Source organism: Streptomyces sp. NPDC096311 (assembly GCF_044763085.1).
Classification (GTDB): domain Bacteria; phylum Actinomycetota; class Actinomycetes; order Streptomycetales; family Streptomycetaceae; genus Streptomyces.
Genome location: NZ_JBIWFN010000011.1, coordinates 250,330 through 268,911 on the forward strand (window position 1 = coordinate 250,330; position 18,582 = coordinate 268,911).

The 18,582-nt window shown below is 70.7% G+C and carries 16 protein-coding genes; 14 read left to right on the forward strand and 2 right to left on the reverse strand.

Features of this window, described 5'->3' with window-relative positions; genetic code table 11:
* Positions 1 to 120: 120 nt before the first annotated feature.
* A complete protein-coding gene (gene bldD, locus ACIRA5_RS28015) occupies positions 121 to 621 on the reverse strand; it encodes a transcriptional regulator BldD (RefSeq protein WP_067366005.1) in 501 nt (166 codons plus the stop codon).
* A 253-nt stretch (positions 622 to 874) separates the two neighbouring features.
* On the opposite strand from bldD, the gene pyrR reads away from it, so the two are divergent.
* The 14 genes from pyrR to ACIRA5_RS28085 all read left to right on the forward strand — a co-directional run bounded on the left by pyrR (position 875) and on the right by ACIRA5_RS28085 (position 17,761).
* Positions 875 to 1,465 carry a bifunctional pyr operon transcriptional regulator/uracil phosphoribosyltransferase PyrR gene (pyrR, locus tag ACIRA5_RS28020; protein WP_403694907.1) on the forward strand — a complete coding sequence of 197 codons (591 nt, stop codon included), beginning with the start codon at positions 875 to 877 and terminating at the stop codon, positions 1,463 to 1,465.
* 95 nt (positions 1,466 to 1,560) lie between these two features.
* Complete coding sequence (locus ACIRA5_RS28025) at positions 1,561 to 2,538, forward strand: aspartate carbamoyltransferase catalytic subunit (protein WP_352049287.1); 978 nt, start codon at positions 1,561 to 1,563, stop codon at positions 2,536 to 2,538.
* A 4-nt stretch (positions 2,539 to 2,542) separates the two neighbouring features.
* Positions 2,543 to 3,829, forward strand: coding sequence for a dihydroorotase (locus tag ACIRA5_RS28030; RefSeq protein ID WP_352049286.1), 1,287 nt, complete (start codon positions 2,543 to 2,545; stop codon positions 3,827 to 3,829).
* Between the two features lie 14 nt (positions 3,830 to 3,843).
* The gene (locus ACIRA5_RS28035; protein ID WP_403695166.1) at positions 3,844 to 4,407 is read left to right on the forward strand and encodes a hypothetical protein; all 564 of its coding nucleotides are present in this window, start codon (positions 3,844 to 3,846) and stop codon (positions 4,405 to 4,407) included.
* Positions 4,404 to 5,561: a glutamine-hydrolyzing carbamoyl-phosphate synthase small subunit gene (gene carA, locus ACIRA5_RS28040; protein ID WP_403694911.1), complete on the forward strand. Its 1,158-nt coding sequence runs from the start codon at positions 4,404 to 4,406 to the stop codon at positions 5,559 to 5,561. Before ACIRA5_RS28035 ends, carA begins: the two co-directional genes overlap by 4 nt.
* On the forward strand, positions 5,554 to 8,862 hold the full coding sequence (gene carB, locus ACIRA5_RS28045) for a carbamoyl-phosphate synthase large subunit (protein ID WP_403694913.1): 3,309 nt from the start codon (positions 5,554 to 5,556) through the stop codon (positions 8,860 to 8,862). Before carA ends, carB begins: the two co-directional genes overlap by 8 nt.
* A 108-nt stretch (positions 8,863 to 8,970) precedes the next feature.
* Positions 8,971 to 10,077 (forward strand): quinone-dependent dihydroorotate dehydrogenase, encoded by a 1,107-nt coding sequence (locus tag ACIRA5_RS28050; protein WP_403694917.1) that lies wholly within the window; start codon positions 8,971 to 8,973, stop codon positions 10,075 to 10,077.
* Entirely contained in the window at positions 10,074 to 10,916 is an 843-nt protein-coding gene (pyrF, locus tag ACIRA5_RS28055; RefSeq protein ID WP_352049281.1) for an orotidine-5'-phosphate decarboxylase, read from the forward strand. Before ACIRA5_RS28050 ends, pyrF begins: the two co-directional genes overlap by 4 nt.
* Positions 10,917 to 11,194: 278 nt before the next feature.
* Positions 11,195 to 11,518 (forward strand): integration host factor, encoded by a 324-nt coding sequence (locus ACIRA5_RS28060; protein ID WP_016638838.1) that lies wholly within the window; start codon positions 11,195 to 11,197, stop codon positions 11,516 to 11,518.
* A gap of 37 nt (positions 11,519 to 11,555) precedes the next feature.
* A complete protein-coding gene (gene gmk, locus ACIRA5_RS28065) occupies positions 11,556 to 12,113 on the forward strand; it encodes a guanylate kinase (protein WP_054233983.1) in 558 nt (185 codons plus the stop codon).
* 47 nt (positions 12,114 to 12,160) lie between these two features.
* Positions 12,161 to 12,433 (forward strand): DNA-directed RNA polymerase subunit omega, encoded by a 273-nt coding sequence (gene rpoZ / locus ACIRA5_RS28070; RefSeq protein ID WP_003982715.1) that lies wholly within the window; start codon positions 12,161 to 12,163, stop codon positions 12,431 to 12,433.
* Between the two features lie 91 nt (positions 12,434 to 12,524).
* Positions 12,525 to 13,727, forward strand: coding sequence for a bifunctional phosphopantothenoylcysteine decarboxylase/phosphopantothenate--cysteine ligase CoaBC (gene coaBC, locus ACIRA5_RS28075; RefSeq protein ID WP_403694919.1), 1,203 nt, complete (start codon positions 12,525 to 12,527; stop codon positions 13,725 to 13,727).
* Between the two features lie 240 nt (positions 13,728 to 13,967).
* Positions 13,968 to 15,176, forward strand: coding sequence for a methionine adenosyltransferase (metK, locus tag ACIRA5_RS28080; protein ID WP_168490018.1), 1,209 nt, complete (start codon positions 13,968 to 13,970; stop codon positions 15,174 to 15,176).
* Positions 15,177 to 15,613: 437 nt separating this feature from the next.
* Entirely contained in the window at positions 15,614 to 17,761 is a 2,148-nt protein-coding gene (locus ACIRA5_RS28085; RefSeq protein WP_403694922.1) for a primosomal protein N', read from the forward strand.
* Positions 17,762 to 17,849: 88 nt separating this feature from the next.
* Here the strand turns inward: ACIRA5_RS28085 and ACIRA5_RS28090 are convergent, their stop codons facing one another.
* The gene (locus ACIRA5_RS28090) at positions 17,850 to 18,392 is read right to left on the reverse strand and encodes a hypothetical protein (RefSeq protein ID WP_352049278.1); all 543 of its coding nucleotides are present in this window, start codon (positions 18,390 to 18,392) and stop codon (positions 17,850 to 17,852) included.
* Between the last annotated feature and the right edge of the window lie 190 nt (positions 18,393 to 18,582).

Genomic DNA, 18,582 nt, shown 5'->3' on the forward strand with positions numbered 1-18,582 from the left:
CCCCGGCGGCCCGCCGCCCCGGCGGGCCCCCCCCCCCCCCCCCCCCGGCGGCGGGCGCCCCCCCCCCCCCCCCCCCCCCCCCCCCCGGGCGCCACGTTTCTGCTGAACTCCCCGAAGGGGTCAGCCCTCGTCGTGGGAGACGGCGCGGCGCGCGTCCGCGTCCAGCACGCCCCAGCTGATCAGCTGCTCGGTGAGGACCGAGGGCGACTGGTCGTAGATGACGGCGAGGGTGCGCAGGTCGTCCTGGCGGATCGACAGCACCTTGCCGTTGTAGTCACCGCGCTGGGACTGGATCGTCGCGGCGTAGCGCTGCAGCGGACCCGCCTTCTCGGCCGGCACGTGGGCCAGCCGCTCCAGGTCGAGGACGAGCTTCGGCGGCGGCTCGGCGGCTCCGCCAGGAGTGGTGCCGGGCAGCAGCTCCTGCACGGGAACCCCGTAGAAATCCGCCAGTTCGGCGAGGCGCTGCACGGTGACGGCGCGGTCGCCGCGCTCGTACGACCCGACCACGACCGCCTTCCAGCGTCCCTGTGACTTCTCCTCGACTCCGTGGAGAGAAAGGCCCTGCTGGGTGCGGATGGCCCGGAGCTTGGCCCCGAGCTGTTTGGCGTATTCGCTGGACATATAGCTCCCCGGACGCTGTATCAACGTGCGGCTCCGCCGCGCGGCTGGTGACTCTGGTGACTCACTGTGAGGTTACGCAGCGTTACTCTCCCCCGTCAAGCCGAATGGTCCGGACCGACCCTCGCACGGGAGTCACCGGCGGTGGCCCACAGGGTGGTGATCAGGTGCGTTGCCGGGCTGGTACCGTGGATGGCGCAAATCCGACGTCCTTTAATGATCCGTCCCGTGAGGCGGAGAAGGAGGTCCGTTTCGTATGGACACCGAGCAGGACAAGCAGCAGTACGAAGCCGATGCGCGGCCCGTTCTGGAAGCCCCCGACATCGCGCGGGTGCTGACCCGCATCGCCCACGAGATCGTCGAACGCGCCAGGGGTGCCGACGACGTGGTGCTCCTCGGCATTCCGACCCGGGGTGTCTTCCTGGCCCGCAGACTGGCCGACAAGCTCGAAGAGATCACCGCTCGCAAGATCCCGGTCGGCTCGCTCGACATCACCATGTACCGCGACGACCTGCGCATGCACCCGCCGCGTGCGCTGGCCCGCACCGAGATCCCCGGTGACGGCATCGACGGCCGCCTGGTCGTCCTCGTCGACGACGTGCTCTTCTCCGGCCGCACCATCCGCGCCGCGCTCGACGCGCTGAACGACATCGGCCGGCCGCGCGCCGTGCAGCTCGCGGTCCTCGTCGACCGCGGCCACCGCGAACTGCCCATCCGCGCCGACTACGTCGGCAAGAACCTCCCCACGTCGTTGCGGGAGACGGTCAAGGTCCAGCTCGCCGAGGAGGACGGTCGCGACACCGTGCTGCTCGGTGCGAAGCGGACCTCCCCGGACGCACAGCAGTAGCACTCCGGAGTACGTCACCGCCGTACGCCCCCGAGTGCGCTCCGCGCGCGCCCGCCTGCCCGAATTCTCCTGAACTGCCTTACGGAGCCTGACAGATGCAGCGTCATCTCATCTCGGCCGCCGACCTCACCCGCGACGACGCCGTCCTGATCCTCGACACCGCCGAGGAGATGGCCCGGGTCGCCGACCGGCCGATCAAAAAGCTGCCGACCCTGCGCGGCCGCACCGTCGTCAACCTCTTCTTCGAGGACTCGACCCGGACCCGGATCTCCTTCGAGGCCGCCGAGAAGCGCCTCTCCGCGGACGTCATCAACTTCACCGCCAAGGGTTCCTCGGTGTCCAAGGGGGAGTCCCTGAAGGACACCGCCCAGACCCTCGAAGCCATGGGCGTCGACGCCGTCGTCATCCGGCACGGCGCCTCCGGAGCCCCGTACCGGCTCGCCACCTCCGGCTGGATCGACGCCGCCGTCATCAACGCGGGTGACGGCACCCACCAGCACCCCACGCAGGCCCTGCTCGACGCCTTCACCATGCGCCGCCGCCTGGTCGGCCGCGACGCCGGGATAGGGCAGGACCTGGCCGGCAAGCGCATCACGATCGTCGGCGACATCCTGCACAGCCGGGTCGCCCGCTCCAACGTCGACCTGCTGCACACCCTCGGCGCCGAGGTCACCCTCGTCGCCCCGCCCACCCTGGTGCCGGTCGGCGTGGGGTCCTGGCCCTGCGAGATCTCCTACGACCTCGACAGCACCCTCTCCAAGTCCGACGCGGTGATGATGCTGCGCGTCCAGCGCGAGCGGATGAACGCGGCGTTCTTCCCGACCGAGCGCGAGTACTCGCGGCGCTACGGCCTCGACGGCGACCGCATGGCGAAGATGCCCGAGCACGCCATCGTGATGCACCCCGGCCCGATGGTCCGCGGCATGGAGATCACCGCCGAGGTCGCCGACTCCGACCGTTGCACCGTCGTCGAGCAGGTCGCGAACGGCGTCTCGATCCGCATGGCCGTGCTCTACCTGCTGCTGGGCGGCAACGAGCCCGCCGTCACCCACACCCGTACCGAGGAGAAGTAAGAACATGAGCAAGATCCTGATCCGTGGTGCGAAGGTGCTCGGGGGCGAGCCGCAGGACGTACTGATCGACGGCGCCGTGATCGAGGCGGTCGGTACCGGTCTCCCGGACGAGGGCGCCGAGGTCGTCGAGGCCGACGGCAAGGTCCTCCTGCCGGGCCTCGTCGACCTGCACACCCATCTGCGGGAGCCCGGTCGTGAGGACTCCGAGACCGTCCTGACCGGTACGCGAGCGGCGGCGAGCGGCGGCTACACCGCCGTCTTCGCCATGGCCAACACCTTCCCCGTCGCCGACACCGCCGGTGTGGTCGAGCAGGTCTACCGGCTCGGCCAGGAGCACGGCTACTGCGATGTGCAGCCCATCGGCGCCGTCACGGTCGGCCTGGAGGGCAAGAAGCTCGCCGAGCTGGGCGCGATGCACGAGTCCGCGGCCGGCGTCACGGTCTTCTCGGACGACGGCAAGTGCGTGGACGACGCGGTGATCATGCGCCGGGCCCTGGAGTATGTGAAGGCCTTCGGAGGTGTGGTCGCACAGCACGCGCAGGAGCCCCGCCTCACCGAGGGCGCCCAGATGAACGAGGGCGTCGTCTCCGCCGAGCTGGGACTCGGGGGCTGGCCCGCGGTGGCCGAAGAATCGATCATCGCCCGGGATGTCCTGCTCGCCGAGCACGTCGGCTCGCGCGTCCACATCTGCCACCTGTCGACCGCCGGCAGCGTCGAGATCGTGCGCTGGGCCAAGTCCCGCGGCATCGACGTCACCGCCGAGGTCACCCCGCACCACCTCCTGCTCACCGACGAGCTGGTCCGCACGTACAACCCGGTCTACAAGGTCAACCCGCCGCTGCGCACCGAGCGCGACGTGACGGCGCTGCGCGAGGCGCTCGCCGACGGCACCATCGACATCGTCGCCACCGACCACGCGCCGCACCCGCACGAGGACAAGGACTGCGAGTGGGCCGCCGCCGCCATGGGCATGGTGGGCCTCGAGACCGCGCTCTCCGTCGTCCAGCAGACGATGGTGGAGACCGGGCTGCTCGACTGGGCCGGCGTCGCCGACCGCATGTCCTTCAAGCCCGCCCGGATCGGGCAGGCCGCGGGCCACGGCCGTCCCGTCTCGGCAGGTGAGCCCGCCAACCTCACGCTCGTCGACACGGCATACCGTGGGTCCGTGGACCCCGCGGGCTTCGCCTCGCGCAGCCGCAACACCCCCTACGAGGGCCGTGAGCTGCCGGGCCGGGTCACGCACACCTGGCTGCGGGGCAAGGCCACCCTCGTCGACGGGAAGCTCGCGTGACATCTCTCATCCCGATGGCCGCCTCCTTGGCTGCCGAACAGAAGTCGGCCGAAGTCACCGACTGGGCCGCCCGGATCGGCTGGCTCGTCGGCCTCGTCCTGTTCGTCGCCCTCGTCTACTGGCTGATGCGCGAGGGCTGGAGGTGGCGCGGCACCCTTCAGAGTGACCTGTCTGAGCTGCCCACCGCGCCGGAAGACCCCGGCCCGGTGAAACTGAGCATGAGCGGCCGCTACCACGGCTCCACCACCGCCGGGCAGTGGCTGGACCGCATCGTGGCACACGGCCTGGGCACCCGAAGCCGGGTCGAGCTCACGCTGACGGACGCGGGACTGGACGTCGTACGCCCCGGCGCCAGCGACTTCTTCATCCCGGCCGAGGCGCTGCGCGAGGCCCTGCTCGGCAAGGGCATCGCCGGGAAGGTCCTCAGTGAGGGCGGTCTGCTCGTCGTCACCTGGGCGCACGGCGACAAGCTGATCGACTCCGGTTTCCGCTCGGACCGCGCGGCCGAGCACACGGAGTGGGTCGACACCCTGAACAACATGATCAACAAGAGCACCAAGACGGAAGGCGCACGATGACGACCTCCAACCAGGGAGCCGCCTCGCAGAGGCACAAGGCAGCTCCCGCCGTACTCGTCCTGGAGGACGGCCGGACCTTCCGTGGCCGCGCCTACGGGGCCGCGGGGGTGACCTTCGGCGAGGCCGTGTTCTCCACCGGGATGACCGGCTATCAGGAGACCCTCACCGACCCGTCGTACCACCGTCAGGTCGTCGTCATGACCGCCCCGCACGTCGGCAACACCGGCGTCAACGACGAGGACCCCGAGTCGAAGCGGATCTGGGTCGCCGGCTACGTCGTCCGCGACCCCGCGCGCGTGCCCTCCAACTGGCGCGCCCGGCGCTCGCTGGACGAGGAACTGCGCAGCCAGGGTGTCGTCGGCATCAGCGGTATCGACACCCGCGCCCTCACCCGTCACCTGCGTGAGCGCGGCGCCATGCGCGTCGGCATCTTCTCCGGCAACGCGCTGCCCGACGAGGGCACGATGCTCGCCGAGGTGCGCCAGGCGCCCGAGATGAAGGGCGCGAACCTCGCCGCCGAGGTCGCGACCAAGGAGACGTACGTCGTCCCCGCCATCGGCGAGAAGAAGTTCACCGTCGCCGCCGTCGACCTGGGCATCAAGGGCATGACCCCGCACCGCATGGCCGAGCGCGGCATCGAGGTGCACGTGCTGCCCGCCGCGGCCACGGCCGAGGACGTGTACGCCGTGAACCCCGACGGGGTCTTCTTCTCCAACGGCCCCGGTGACCCGGCCACCGCCGACGGTCCCGTCGCCGTCATGCGGGAGGTCCTCGCCCGCAGGACCCCGCTCTTCGGCATCTGCTTCGGCAACCAGATCCTGGGCCGCGCCCTCGGCTTCGGGACGTACAAGCTGAAGTACGGCCACCGTGGCATCAACCAGCCGGTCCAGGACCGTACGACCGGCAAGGTCGAGGTCACCGCGCACAACCACGGCTTCGCCGTCGACGCGCCGCTCGACAAGGTCTCCGAGACCCCCTACGGCCGCGCCGAGGTCTCCCACGTCTGCCTGAACGACCAGGTCGTCGAGGGGCTCCACCTCCTCGACCAGCCGGCCTTCAGCGTCCAGTACCACCCCGAAGCGGCAGCCGGCCCGCACGACGCCGCCTACCTGTTCGACCGCTTCGTTTCCCTGATGGAGGGCCAGCGTGCCTAAGCGCACCGATATCCAGTCCGTCCTGGTCATCGGCTCCGGCCCGATCGTCATCGGTCAGGCCGCCGAGTTCGACTACTCCGGCACCCAGGCGTGCCGCATCCTGCGCGCCGAGGGCCTGAGGGTCATCCTGGTCAACTCCAACCCGGCGACGATCATGACGGACCCGGAGATCGCCGACGCCACCTACGTCGAGCCGATCACCCCCGAGTTCGTCGAGAAGATCATCGCCAAGGAGCGCCCCGACGTCCTGCTGCCGACCCTCGGCGGCCAGACGGCCCTCAACACCGCGATCTCCATGCACGAGCAGGGTGTGCTGGAGAAGTACGGTGTCGAGCTCATCGGCGCCAACGTCGAGGCGATCAACAAGGGTGAGGACCGCGACCTCTTCAAGGGCGTCGTCGAGGCCGTACGCGAGAAGATCGGCCACGGCGAGTCCGCCCGGTCGGTGATCTGCCACTCCATGGAGGACGTCCTCAAGGGCGTCGACACGCTCGGGGGCTACCCCGTCGTCGTGCGTCCCTCCTTCACCATGGGCGGCGCCGGCTCCGGCTTCGCGCACGACGAGGAGGAACTGCGCCGCATCGCCGGCCAGGGCCTCACGCTGTCCCCGACCACCGAGGTGCTCCTGGAGGAGTCCATCCTCGGCTGGAAGGAGTACGAGCTGGAGCTGATGCGCGACAAGAACGACAACGTCGTGGTCGTCTGCTCCATCGAGAACTTCGACCCCATGGGCGTCCATACCGGCGACTCCATCACCGTCGCCCCGGCCATGACGCTGACCGACCGCGAGTACCAGCGGCTGCGCGACGTCGGCATCGCGATCATCCGCGAGGTCGGCGTCGACACCGGCGGCTGCAACATCCAGTTCGCGGTCAACCCCGACGACGGCCGCATCATCGTCATCGAGATGAACCCGCGCGTGTCGCGCTCCTCGGCCCTCGCCTCCAAGGCGACCGGCTTCCCGATCGCCAAGATCGCGGCCAAGCTCGCCGTCGGCTACACGCTCGACGAGATCCCGAACGACATCACGGAGAAGACCCCGGCCTCCTTCGAGCCGACGCTCGACTACGTGGTCGTGAAGGCCCCGCGCTTCGCCTTCGAGAAGTTCCCGTCCGCCGACTCCACCCTGACGACCACCATGAAGTCGGTCGGCGAGGCCATGGCGATCGGCCGCAACTTCACCGAGGCGCTGCAGAAGGCGCTGCGGTCGCTGGAGAAGAAGGGCAGCCAGTTCACGTTCGTCGGCGAGCCCGGTGACAAGACGCTTCTCCTGGAAGAGGCCGTGCGGCCCACCGACGGCCGGATCAACTCCGTCATGCAGGCGATCCGCGCGGGCGCCACGCCCGAGGAGGTCTTCGAGTCGACGAAGATCGACCCGTGGTTCGTCGACCAGCTCTTCCTGATCAAGGAGATCGCGGACGAGCTGGCCGCCGCCGACAAGCTCGACCCCGAGCTGCTCGCCGAGGCCAAGCGGCACGGCTTCTCCGACGCCCAGATCGCCGAGATCCGCGGGCTGCGCGAGGACGTGGTGCGCGAGGTGCGGCACGCGCTGGGCGTGCGCCCGGTGTACAAGACGGTCGACACCTGCGCCGCCGAGTTCGCGGCGAAGACGCCGTACTTCTACTCCTCCTACGACGAGGAGACCGAGGTCGCGCCGCGCGAGAAGCCCGCGGTGATCATCCTGGGCTCCGGTCCGAACCGCATCGGCCAGGGCATCGAGTTCGACTACTCCTGCGTCCACGCCTCCTTCGCGCTCAGCGACGCGGGCTACGAGACCGTGATGGTCAACTGCAACCCCGAGACCGTCTCCACGGACTACGACACCTCCGACCGTCTCTACTTCGAGCCGCTGACGCTCGAGGACGTGCTGGAGATCGTCCACGCGGAGTCGCTGGCTGGTCCGATCGCCGGTGTGATCGTCCAGCTCGGCGGCCAGACCCCGCTGGGCCTGGCCCAGGCACTCAAGGACAACGGAGTGCCGGTCGTCGGCACGTCCCCCGAGGCGATCCACGCCGCCGAGGACCGCGGCGCCTTCGGACGCGTCCTCGCGGAGGCCGGTCTCCCGGCCCCCAAGCACGGCACCGCCACCACCTTCGCCGAGGCCAAGGCCATCGCGGACGAGATCGGCTATCCGGTCCTCGTACGGCCGTCGTACGTCCTCGGCGGGCGCGGTATGGAGATCGTGTACGACGAGACCCGGCTGTCGTCCTACATCGCCGAGTCGACCGAGATCAGCCCCTCCCGGCCGGTCCTCGTCGACCGCTTCCTCGACGACGCGATCGAGATCGACGTGGACGCGCTGTACGACGGCGAGGAGCTGTACCTCGGCGGCGTGATGGAGCACATCGAGGAGGCCGGCATCCACTCCGGCGACTCGGCGTGCGCGCTGCCCCCGATCACGCTGGGCGGCTTCGACATCAAGCGGCTGCGCGCCTCCACCGAGGCCATCGCGAAGGGTGTCGGCGTCCGTGGCCTGATCAACATCCAGTTCGCGATGGCGGGCGACATCCTCTACGTCCTCGAAGCCAACCCGCGAGCCTCCCGCACGGTCCCCTTCACCTCGAAGGCGACCGCGGTGCCGCTGGCGAAGGCCGCCGCCCGGATCTCGCTGGGCGCGACCGTCGCCGAGCTGCGGGCGGAGGGGCTGCTCCCCGGGCACGGTGACGGCGGCGAGCTGCCGTTCGACGCGCCGATCTCCGTCAAGGAGGCCGTCATGCCGTGGTCGCGCTTCCGCGACATCCACGGACGCGGCGTCGACACCGTCCTCGGCCCGGAGATGCGCTCCACCGGTGAGGTCATGGGCATCGACTCCGTCTTCGGCACGGCGTACGCCAAGTCGCAGGCGGGTGCCTACGGTCCGCTGCCGACCAAGGGGCGCGCCTTCATCTCGGTCGCCAACCGCGACAAGCGCTCGATGATCTTCCCGGCGCGCGAGCTGGTCGCGCACGGCTTCGAGCTGCTGGCCACCTCCGGCACGGCCGAGGTGCTCAAGCGCAACGGCATCAACGCGACGGTGGTGCGCAAGCAGTCCGAGGGCACGGGACCGAACGGCGAGCGGACCATCGTCCAGCTGATCCACGACGGCGAGGTCGACCTCATCGTCAACACGCCGTACGGCACCGGTGGCCGCCTCGACGGCTACGAGATCCGTACGGCCGCGGTGGCACGCTCCGTGCCGTGCCTGACGACCGTCCAGGCACTCGCCGCCGCCGTCCAGGGCATCGACGCGCTCAACCACGGCGACGTGGGCGTGCGCTCGCTCCAGGAACACGCCGAGCATCTGACAGCGGCCCGCGACTAGCAGCCCTGAGGGGGACACCGGAAACGGTGTCCCCCTCTTCATGAGGCTCATGAGGCTTCACGAAGACGCTTCACGAAGACACTGAGAGCTTCAAGAGGACACTGAGACATGTACAAGCTTTTCTTCCGGCTGGTCTTCAAGCGGATGGACCCCGAGCAGGCCCACCATCTCGCCTTCCGCTGGATCCGGCTCGCCGCTCGTATCCCCGTGCTGCGTACGTTCGTCGCCGCCGCGCTCGCGCCCCGCCACAAGGAGCTGCGGACCGAGGCGTTCGGCCTGCGGATGCACGGTCCCTTCGGGCTCGCGGCGGGCTTCGACAAGAACGCCGTCGCGATCGACGGGATGTCGATGCTCGGCTTCGACCACATCGAGATCGGCACGGTCACGGGGGAGCCGCAGCCGGGCAACCCCAAGAAGCGGCTGTTCCGCCTTGTGCCGGACCGGGCGCTGATCAACCGCATGGGGTTCAACAACGAGGGCTCCGCGGCCGTCAGCGAGCGCCTGGGGGCCCGTACGCCCGTCTTCAGTACCGTCGTGGGCGTCAACATCGGCAAGACCAAGGTCGTCCCCGAGGAGGAGGCCGTCGGCGACTACGTGAAGTCGACCGAGCGGCTCGCCCGGCACGCGGACTACCTCGTGGTGAACGTGAGTTCGCCGAACACGCCCGGCCTGCGCAACCTCCAGGCCACCGAGGCACTGCGACCGCTGCTGAGCGCCGTCCGCGAGGCCGCCGACCGCGCGGTCACCGACCGGCGCGTGCCGCTGCTCGTCAAGATCGCGCCCGACCTCGCGGACGAGGACGTCGACGCGGTCGCCGACCTCGCCGTCGAGCTCGGACTGGACGGGATCATCGCCACGAACACCACCATCGCGCGCGAAGGACTCGGTCTGAAGTCCGAATCCTCGCTCGTCAAGGAGACCGGCGGACTCTCGGGCGCGCCGCTGAAGGCACGATCCCTGGAGGTGCTGCGCCGCCTCTACGCGCGCGTGGGCGACCGGATCACCCTGGTGGGCGTCGGTGGCATCGAGAACGCCGAGGACGCCTGGCAGCGCATCCTGGCCGGCGCCACGCTGGTCCAGGGGTACAGCGCGTTCATCTACGAGGGCCCCTTCTGGGGCCGGGCGATCCACAAGGGGCTCGCCGCCCGCCTCCGTACCAGCCCGTACGCCACCCTCGCCGACGCGGTCGGCGCCGACGTGAGGAAGTCCGCATGAGCCTGGAACCCTTTGGCGCACGTCTTCGCCGTGCCATGGACGAGCGCGGCCCGCTGTGCGTCGGCATCGACCCGCACGCCTCGCTGCTCACCGGCTGGGGCCTGAACGACGACATCGCGGGCCTGGAGCGGTTCAGCCGCACCGTCGTCGAGGCGCTGGCCGAGCGGGTCGCGGTCCTCAAGCCGCAGAGCGCGTTCTTCGAGCGGTTCGGGTCGCGGGGCATCGCCGTCCTGGAGAAGTCGGTCGAGGAGGCGCGGGCGGCCGGGGCGCTGGTCGTGATGGACGCCAAGCGCGGCGACATCGGCTCCACCATGGCTGCGTACGCGGAGACCTTCCTGCGCAAGGACGCGCCGCTCTTCTCGGACGCGCTGACCGTGTCGCCGTACCTGGGCTACGGCTCGCTGAAGCCCGCGGTGGACCTGGCGCGCGAGAACGGGGCCGGGCTCTTCGTCCTCGCGCTCACCTCGAACCCGGAGGGTGGCGAGGTGCAGCACGCGGTCCGCGGGGACGGCCGTGACGTCGGAGCGACCATGCTGGCCCACCTCGCCGCCGAGAACGCGGGAGAGACACCCCTGGGGTCCTTCGGCGCGGTCGTCGGCGCCACGCTGGGCGATCTCTCCTCCTACGACCTGGCCATCAACGGACCGCTCCTGGCACCCGGCATCGGTGCCCAGGGAGCCACGGCGGCCGATCTGGCGGGCGTCTTCGGGGCGGCGGTGCGCAATGTCGTGCCGAACGTGAGCCGGGGTGTTCTTCGTCACGGTCCCGACGTGGTCGCGCTGCGTACGTCCGCCGAGCGCTTCGCGGAGGAGATCAGAGCCGCTGTGGCGGCCGCCTGAGTCCTCCGACAGCCGTTCGGGAGTCCTCCGATGAGTGCCTTCGGAGCGTCGCGAGTCTGAATACATCCTCAAATCCGGGGCAGTATGTCGTAAATGTCCGGCTCCAGGGAGGCTGACCAGGACTTTTCCGCTGTTCTCGCTGACTCCGGCGCACTTGCCCGCTAGTCTCCGTCGAGAGCGAATGGGCAAGCGTGTTGCTCGTAGCTCCCCAGGTGTGGGGTCGACTAGGTTCCTCACCGGTCCGTATCCGACAGTTCGACATCCGAGGTGACGTAGGCGTGGCTCTTCCGCCCCTTACCCCTGAACAGCGCGCAGCCGCGCTCGAAAAGGCCGCCGCGGCTCGCCGGGAGCGGGCCGAGGTCAAGAATCGACTCAAGCACTCCGGCGCCTCCCTTCACGAGGTCATCAAGCAGGGCCAGGAGAACGACGTCATCGGCAAGATGAAGGTCTCCGCTCTCCTGGAGTCCCTGCCGGGCGTGGGCAAGGTCCGCGCCAAGCAGATCATGGAGCGACTCGGTATCTCCGAGAGCCGCCGCGTACGCGGCCTCGGCTCGAACCAGATCGCTTCTCTGGAGCGTGAGTTCGGCGGCTCCGGCGCCTGAGTCCTGGGCATACCGGGATTGCTGGAATAATCGCTGCATGAGTGAACGTCCGCGGCTGACCGTGCTCTCCGGCCCCTCTGGGGTCGGTAAGAGCACGGTCGTCGCCCATATGCGCAAGGAACACCCCGAGGTCTGGCTCTCGGTGTCGGCGACGACCCGCAAGCCGCGCCCCGGTGAGAAGCATGGAGTCCACTACTTCTTCGTCTCCGACGAAGAGATGGACAAGCTGATCGCCAACGGCGAGCTGCTTGAGTGGGCCGAATTCGCCGGCAACCGCTACGGGACGCCGCGTGCCGCCGTCCTGGAGCACCTGGAGTCGGGTGTGCCCGTCCTCCTGGAGATCGACCTCCAGGGTGCGCGGCAGGTCCGCGAGTCCATGTCGGAGGCCCTGCTCGTGTTCCTGGCTCCGCCCTCCTGGGACGAGCTGGTGCGCAGGCTCACCGGACGGGGCACCGAACCGCCCGAGGTGATCGAGCGCCGCCTGGAGGCGGCCAAGATCGAACTGGCGGCCGAGCCGGAGTTCGATGTCACCCTGGTCAACACCTCCGTCGAGGACGTGGCGCGTGAGCTGCTAGCCTTGGTGGAAGTTGTTTGATCTTTCAGGTCACTTTTAGGTCATTTCCACCTTTCGGAAGGCAGAGCGTGTCCTCTTCCATTACCGCTCCCGAGGGCATCATCAACCCTCCGATCGACGAGCTCCTCGAGGCCACCGACTCGAAGTACAGCCTCGTGATCTACGCGGCCAAGCGCGCCCGTCAGATCAACGCGTACTACTCGCAGCTCGGCGAGGGCCTCCTTGAGTACGTCGGTCCGCTCGTCGACACCCACGTCCACGAGAAGCCGCTGTCGATCGCCCTGCGCGAGATCAACGCGGGTCTGCTGACGTCCGAGGCTGTCGAGGGCCCCGCGCAGTAGTCGTTCGATCGCTCATCCCAGGCCCGGCGGCGCGACCGCCGGGCCTGTGGTGTGTCATGGAGTCGTACGTTTCCGAGCTCGGGGAGAGACGGTGGACAAGCCCAAGGTCGTGCTGGGAGTCAGCGGTGGCATCGCCGCGTACAAGGCCTGTGAGCTGCTGCGCAGGCTGACGGAGTCGGGCCACGACGTGCGCGTCGTCCCCACCGCCTCCGCGCTGCACTTCGTCGGCGCCGCCACCTGGTCCGCGCTCTCCGGCCACCCCGTCTCCACCGAGGTCTGGTCGGACGTCCACGAGGTCCCGCACGTCCGCATCGGACAGCACGCGGACCTGGTGGTGGTGGCTCCGGCGACAGCCGACATGCTGGCCAAGGCCGCCCACGGCCTGGCCGACGACCTCCTCACCAACACCCTGCTCACGGCCCGCTGCCCGGTCGTCTTCGCGCCCGCCATGCACACCGAGATGTGGGAGCACCCCGCCACCCAGGAGAACGTGGCGACGCTGCGCCGCCGCGGCGCCGTCGTCATCGAGCCCGCGGTGGGGCGCCTGACCGGTGTCGACACCGGCAAGGGGCGGCTGCCCGACCCCACGGAGATCTTCGAGGTCTGCCGCCGGGTGCTCGCCCGCGGCGTGACCGAGCCCGATCTGGCCGGCCGCCACGTCGTCGTCAGCGCCGGCGGTACCCGAGAGCCCCTCGACCCCGTCCGCTTCCTCGGTAACCGCTCCTCCGGCAAGCAGGGGTACGCCCTGGCGCGCACGGCGGCCGCGCGGGGCGCCCGGGTCACGCTGATCGCCGCGAACACGGGACTGCCGGACCCGGCGGGTGTGGACGTGGTGCAGGTCGGGACGGCCGTGCAGCTGCGCGAGGCGGTCCTCAAGGCGACCTCGGACGCCGACGCCGTGGTGATGGCGGCCGCGGTGGCGGACTTCCGTCCCGCCGCCTACGCGGCCGGGAAGATCAAGAAGAAGGACGACCAGGAACCGGAGCCGATCGTTCTGGTCCGCAACCCGGACATCCTCGCGGAGATCTCGGCGGACCGTCCCCGCCCCGGCCAGGTGGTCGTCGGTTTCGCCGCCGAGACGGACGACGTCCTCGCCAACGGTCGTACGAAGCTGGCGCGCAAGGGGTGCGATCTTCTCGTCGTGAACGAGGTGGGGGAGCGCAAGACCTTCGGTGCCGAGGAGAACGAGGCCGTGGTGCTGGGGGCCGACGGCAGCGAGACCCCGGTGCCGTACGGACCCAAGGAGGCTCTGGCCGAGATGGTGTGGGACCTAGTGACACGCCGACTGGTGTGAATGTCTCATTAACCCCACCAGCCGCGTCCATCAGCGCGAAATCGCCCGTGGTGACCCTGGTGGAGACCGATCGTCATGGCGCAGAATGCCCGTGCCGCAGGTCACAGCGCTTCCGAGAAGCGAGACAGGGGGGCCTGCGGGCGAGTGCGACCGATAAACTGTTCTCGGACGACGCCGAGCGCAGCTCTCGTCCCGTCCACCAATGATCAGCCAGCAGCCGCTGCAACCACAGGGAGCGTTGTGTCCCGTCGCCTGTTCACCTCGGAGTCCGTGACCGAGGGTCACCCCGACAAGATCGCTGACCAGATCAGCGACACCATTCTCGATGCGCTTCTGCGCGAGGACCCGACGTCCCGGGTCGCCGTGGAGACGCTGATCACGACCGGCCTGGTGCACGTGGCCGGCGAGGTCACGACCAAGGCGTACGCGCCGATCGCCCAGCTGGTCCGCGACAAGATCCTGGAGATCGGTTACGACTCGTCGAAGAAGGGCTTCGACGGAGCTTCCTGTGGTGTCTCGGTGTCGATCGGCTCGCAGTCGCCCGACATCGCGCAGGGTGTCGACACGGCGTACGAGAACCGGGTCGAGGGCGACGAGGACGAGCTCGACAAGCAGGGCGCGGGCGACCAGGGTCTGATGTTCGGGTACGCGACGGACGAGACGCCGGAGCTGATGCCGCTCCCGATCCACCTCGCGCACCGCCTGTCGCGCCGCCTCTCCGAGGTCCGCAAGAACGGGACGATCCCCTACCTCCGTCCCGACGGCAAGACCCAGGTCACCATCGAGTACGACGGCGACAAGGCGGTCCGCCTGGACACGGTCGTCGTCTCCTCGCAGCACGCGTCGGACATCGATCTCGAGTCCCTCCTCGCCCCCGACATCCGCGAGTTCGTGGTCGAGCCCGAGCTCAAGGCCCTCCTCGACGACGGCATCAAGCTGGAGACCGAGGGCTACCGCCTCCTGGTGAACCCGACCGGCCGCTTCGAGATCGGCGGCCCGATGGGCGACGCAGGCCTCACCGGCCGCAAGATCATCATCGACACGTACGGCGGCATGGCCCGCCACGGCGGCGGCGCCTTCTCCGGCAAGGACCCGTCCAAGGTCGACCGCTCCGCCGCCTACGCCATGCGCTGGGTCGCCAAGAACGTCGTCGCCGCGGGCCTCGCCTCCCGCTGCGAGGTCCAGGTCGCCTACGCCATCGGCAAGGCCGAGCCGGTCGGCCTCTTCGTCGAGACCTTCGGCACCGCCAAGGTCGACGCCGAGAAGATCGAGACCGCCATCGCCGAGGTCTTCGACCTCCGCCCGGCGGCCATCATCCGCGACCTCGACCTGCTGCGCCCGATCTACTCCCAGACGGCCGCCTACGGCCACTTCGGCCGCGAGCTGCCCGACTTCACGTGGGAGCGCACGGACCGCGTGGAGGCCCTGCGCAAGGCCGTCGGCCTGTAAGCAACGTCTGCACGGTGAGGCCCGGTACCCCTTCGGGGGCGCCGGGCCTCACCGTTTCCCGGCGGGAGTCAGCGAGGGGCCGGGCGCGGCGGGCGGGTAAATCGGTGGTGCGGGTGGGGCGGGGGTTCGTAGGGTCGGGGTCTCCCGGTGCGATGGCCGCGGTTACTTCGGTGGAGTGCGCCCAGGGCGCGCGGTGATTCTGGATCATGGTCCGCTGCCGCTTGGAACTCGGGAGAACTGACGTCGTGGCGTCCGGTGCGATGGTCACGGGTACTTCCGGGGTGTGATCCCCTCGCAGGTTCGAATCCTGCTGCCGGTCCTGGGACCGGTATGGCCGAGTGGTCCATGGCAGAAGCGCCCTCGGGGCGTTCGTGATCCGTGGCCGGCCTGATCTCGGGCGCGCGGCGGTGTCAGTGGGGTCTGGTAGGAATGTTGCTGTGAGCAGCGCGAACGGGTGGGGTGAGGGCGGCGCGGAGGGTGCGCCGCCCGAGCAGCTTGCGCTGATTCGGGAAGGGGTGCGGCAGGCCAGGGCGCCCAAGGCGAAGCCGCGCACGTGGCGGGGGGCCAAGCTCGCCGAGGAGCTGCCTGTCGCACGGGTCCTCGTCGACAAGGGTGTGCTGCACCTCGACCGGTATTTCGACTACGCCGTGCCCGCGGAGCTGGACGCCGAGGCACAGCCGGGCGTGCGGGTCCGGGTGCGGTTCGGGGCCGGGCGGCACCGGGTGCGGGAGGGCCGCCGTGAGGGCGGCGGGCTGATCGACGGGTTCCTCGTCGAGCGGCTCGCCGAATCCGACTACTCCGGGCCGCTCGCCGCGCTCGCCCAGGTCGTGTCGCCCGAGCCCGTGCTCGGGCCCGAGCTGCTGGGACTCGCGCGCGCCGTCGCCGACCGGTACGCGGGGAGCCTCGCCGACGTGCTGCAGCTCGCGGTCCCGCCGCGCAACGCGCGGGCCGAGCAGAAGCCCTCCCCCGCGCCGCTTCCTCCGCCCGGCATACCCGAGACCGGTTCCTGGACGCGATACGGGCGGGGGGCCGCCTTTCTCGAGTCGCTCGCCGCGGGTGGGGCACCGCGGGCCGTGTGGAGCGCGTTGCCGGGGCCCGGCTGGGCCGAGGAGATCGCCAGAGCCGTGGGCGCGACGCTCGCCTCGGGGCGGGGCGCGCTCGTCGTCGTGCCGGACGGCCGGGCCGTCACACGCGTGGACGCCGCGCTGTCCGCCGTGCTGGGAGAGGGGCAGCACGCGGTGCTCACGGCCGAGGCCGGCCCCGAGAAGCGCTACCGCGAGTGGCTGGCCGTGCGGCGTGGGTCCGTACGAGCCGTCGTGGGGACCCGGGCCGCCATGTTCGCGCCCGTACGGGATCTGGGACTCGTCGTCATCTGGGACGACGGCGACGACAGCCACAGCGAGCAGCACGCGCCGCAGCCGCATGCCCGGGAAGTGCTGCTGCTGCGGGCCGCCCATGACAAGTGCGCCTTCCTGCTGGGGAGTTGGGGCTGCACGGTGGAGGCGGCACAGCTGGTCGAGAGCGGGTGGGCGCTGCCGCTGGTCGCCGAGCGGGAGCAGGTGCGGGCGAGCGCGCCGCTCGTGCGGACCGTGGGGGACGGGGACCTCGCGCGGGACGAGGCGGCGCGGGCCGCCCGGCTGCCGACCCTCGCCTGGCAGGTGGTGAGGGACGGCCTGCGGCACGGGCCCGTACTGGTGCAGGTCCCGCGGCGCGGGTACGTACCACGGATGGCCTGTGCGCAGTGCCGGGCTCCGGCTCGCTGCCGGCACTGCGCGGGACCGCTGGAGGCGCGGGACGCCGGGGCACTGCTGTGCACCTGGTGCGGGCGGGACGAGGCGGCCTGGCACTGTCCCGAGTGCGGTGGGTTCCGGCTGCGGGCCCAGGTCGTGGGCGCGCGGCGGACCGCGGAGGAGCTGGGGCGGGCGTTTCCGGCCGTGCCCGTGCGGACGTCGGGACGCGAGCAGGTGCTCGACACGGTCCCGGGTGCGCCCGCGCTCGTCGTGAGCACGCCGGGGGCCGAGCCCGTCGCCGAGGGCGGGTACGCGGCCGCGTTGCTGCTCGACGGCTGGACGATGCTGTCGCGGCCCGATCTGCGGGCCGGCGAGGACGCGCTGCGACGGTGGATCGGTGCGGCGGCGCTGGTCCGCGGGCAGGGGGCGGGGGGCACGGTCGTGGTCGTCGCGGAGCCGACCCTGCGGCCCGTGCAGGCACTCGTACGGTGGGATCCCGTCGGGCACGCGGTGCGGGAGCTCGCCGAGCGGGCCGAGCTCGGGTTCCCGCCGGTGTCCCGGATGGCGGCGGTGTCGGGTACGGCGGAGGCGCTCACCGGGTTCCTGGCCGTGGTCGGGCTTCCGGGCGATGCGGAGGTGCTGGGGCCGGTGCCGCTGCCCGTCACACAGGCCGGGGGACCGCGGCGGGTGGGGGCGCCGCCGCCGGGGGAGCAGTGGGAGCGGGCGCTCGTTCGGGTGCCGCCGGGGAGCGGGGCGGCGCTGGCGGCCGCGCTGAAGGCCGCCCAGGCGGCGCGGATGGCGCGGGGCGGGAGTGAGCCCGTACGGATTCGGATCGATCCGCCGGACATCGGATGACGAGCGTCGGTCCGCCCCCCGTCCGGGCTGCCCCGACCTGGGCCGCCTCCCGGCTTCGATGGTGCCGGGAGGCAGGCGAGAGGTGGGGTCAGCCGTTGCGGGGGCCCGGGAACGCCGTGGACCTGACCTCGTCGCGGAGGGTGGGGCTGCCCGCGGTCGGCTGGGTCGGCATGGAGCGGGCGGCGGGGACCGTCGGCACCGTGGGGATACCCGTGTTGACGGCGACCGTGCGGGTGCCCGAGGTCTCCGTGGAGCGCTCGGCCTCGGCGGCGGCCTGCGCGGCGGCGCGGCGGGCGCCGTAACGGCGGTGCACCGCCTGCTTGGTGACCCCGAGGGCGGAGCCCACCGCGTCCCAGGAGAAGCCCAGGGAGCGGTCGAAGTCCACGGCGGCCGTGACCAGGGTCTCGACGCTGTCCCGCAGCTCCTGGGCGAGGCGGACGGTCGGGGCGGGGGCGCGTCCGTAGACGACGAAGCCCGCGGAGGGGCCGGAGCGGCGCGGGCGGTAGACATTGCCCAGTTGTGCGGTGAGCGTGCGCAGTGCGTCCACCTGCCGGCGGACCCGCTCGATGTCCCGCACCAGCAAGTGCAGGCTTGCCCGAGCCTGGGCGTCGTGGGTTGCGTGGTCGGCCATGAACAAGCCTCTCGAACCGGCGTTGAAAAGGATCGGGCCGCGATCGCGGCCCGTTGTGGTCAACTCTCTCTTGACCAACGCGTTTGCGGGTGAGTGGTCACGCTGCGGGGGCGTAAGGGCATATGCACAGGGCGCGTCCGGGGGCGTACGCCCCCGGTGCGCCGTTGTCTCGCCTCGGCCTTAGGCGCCT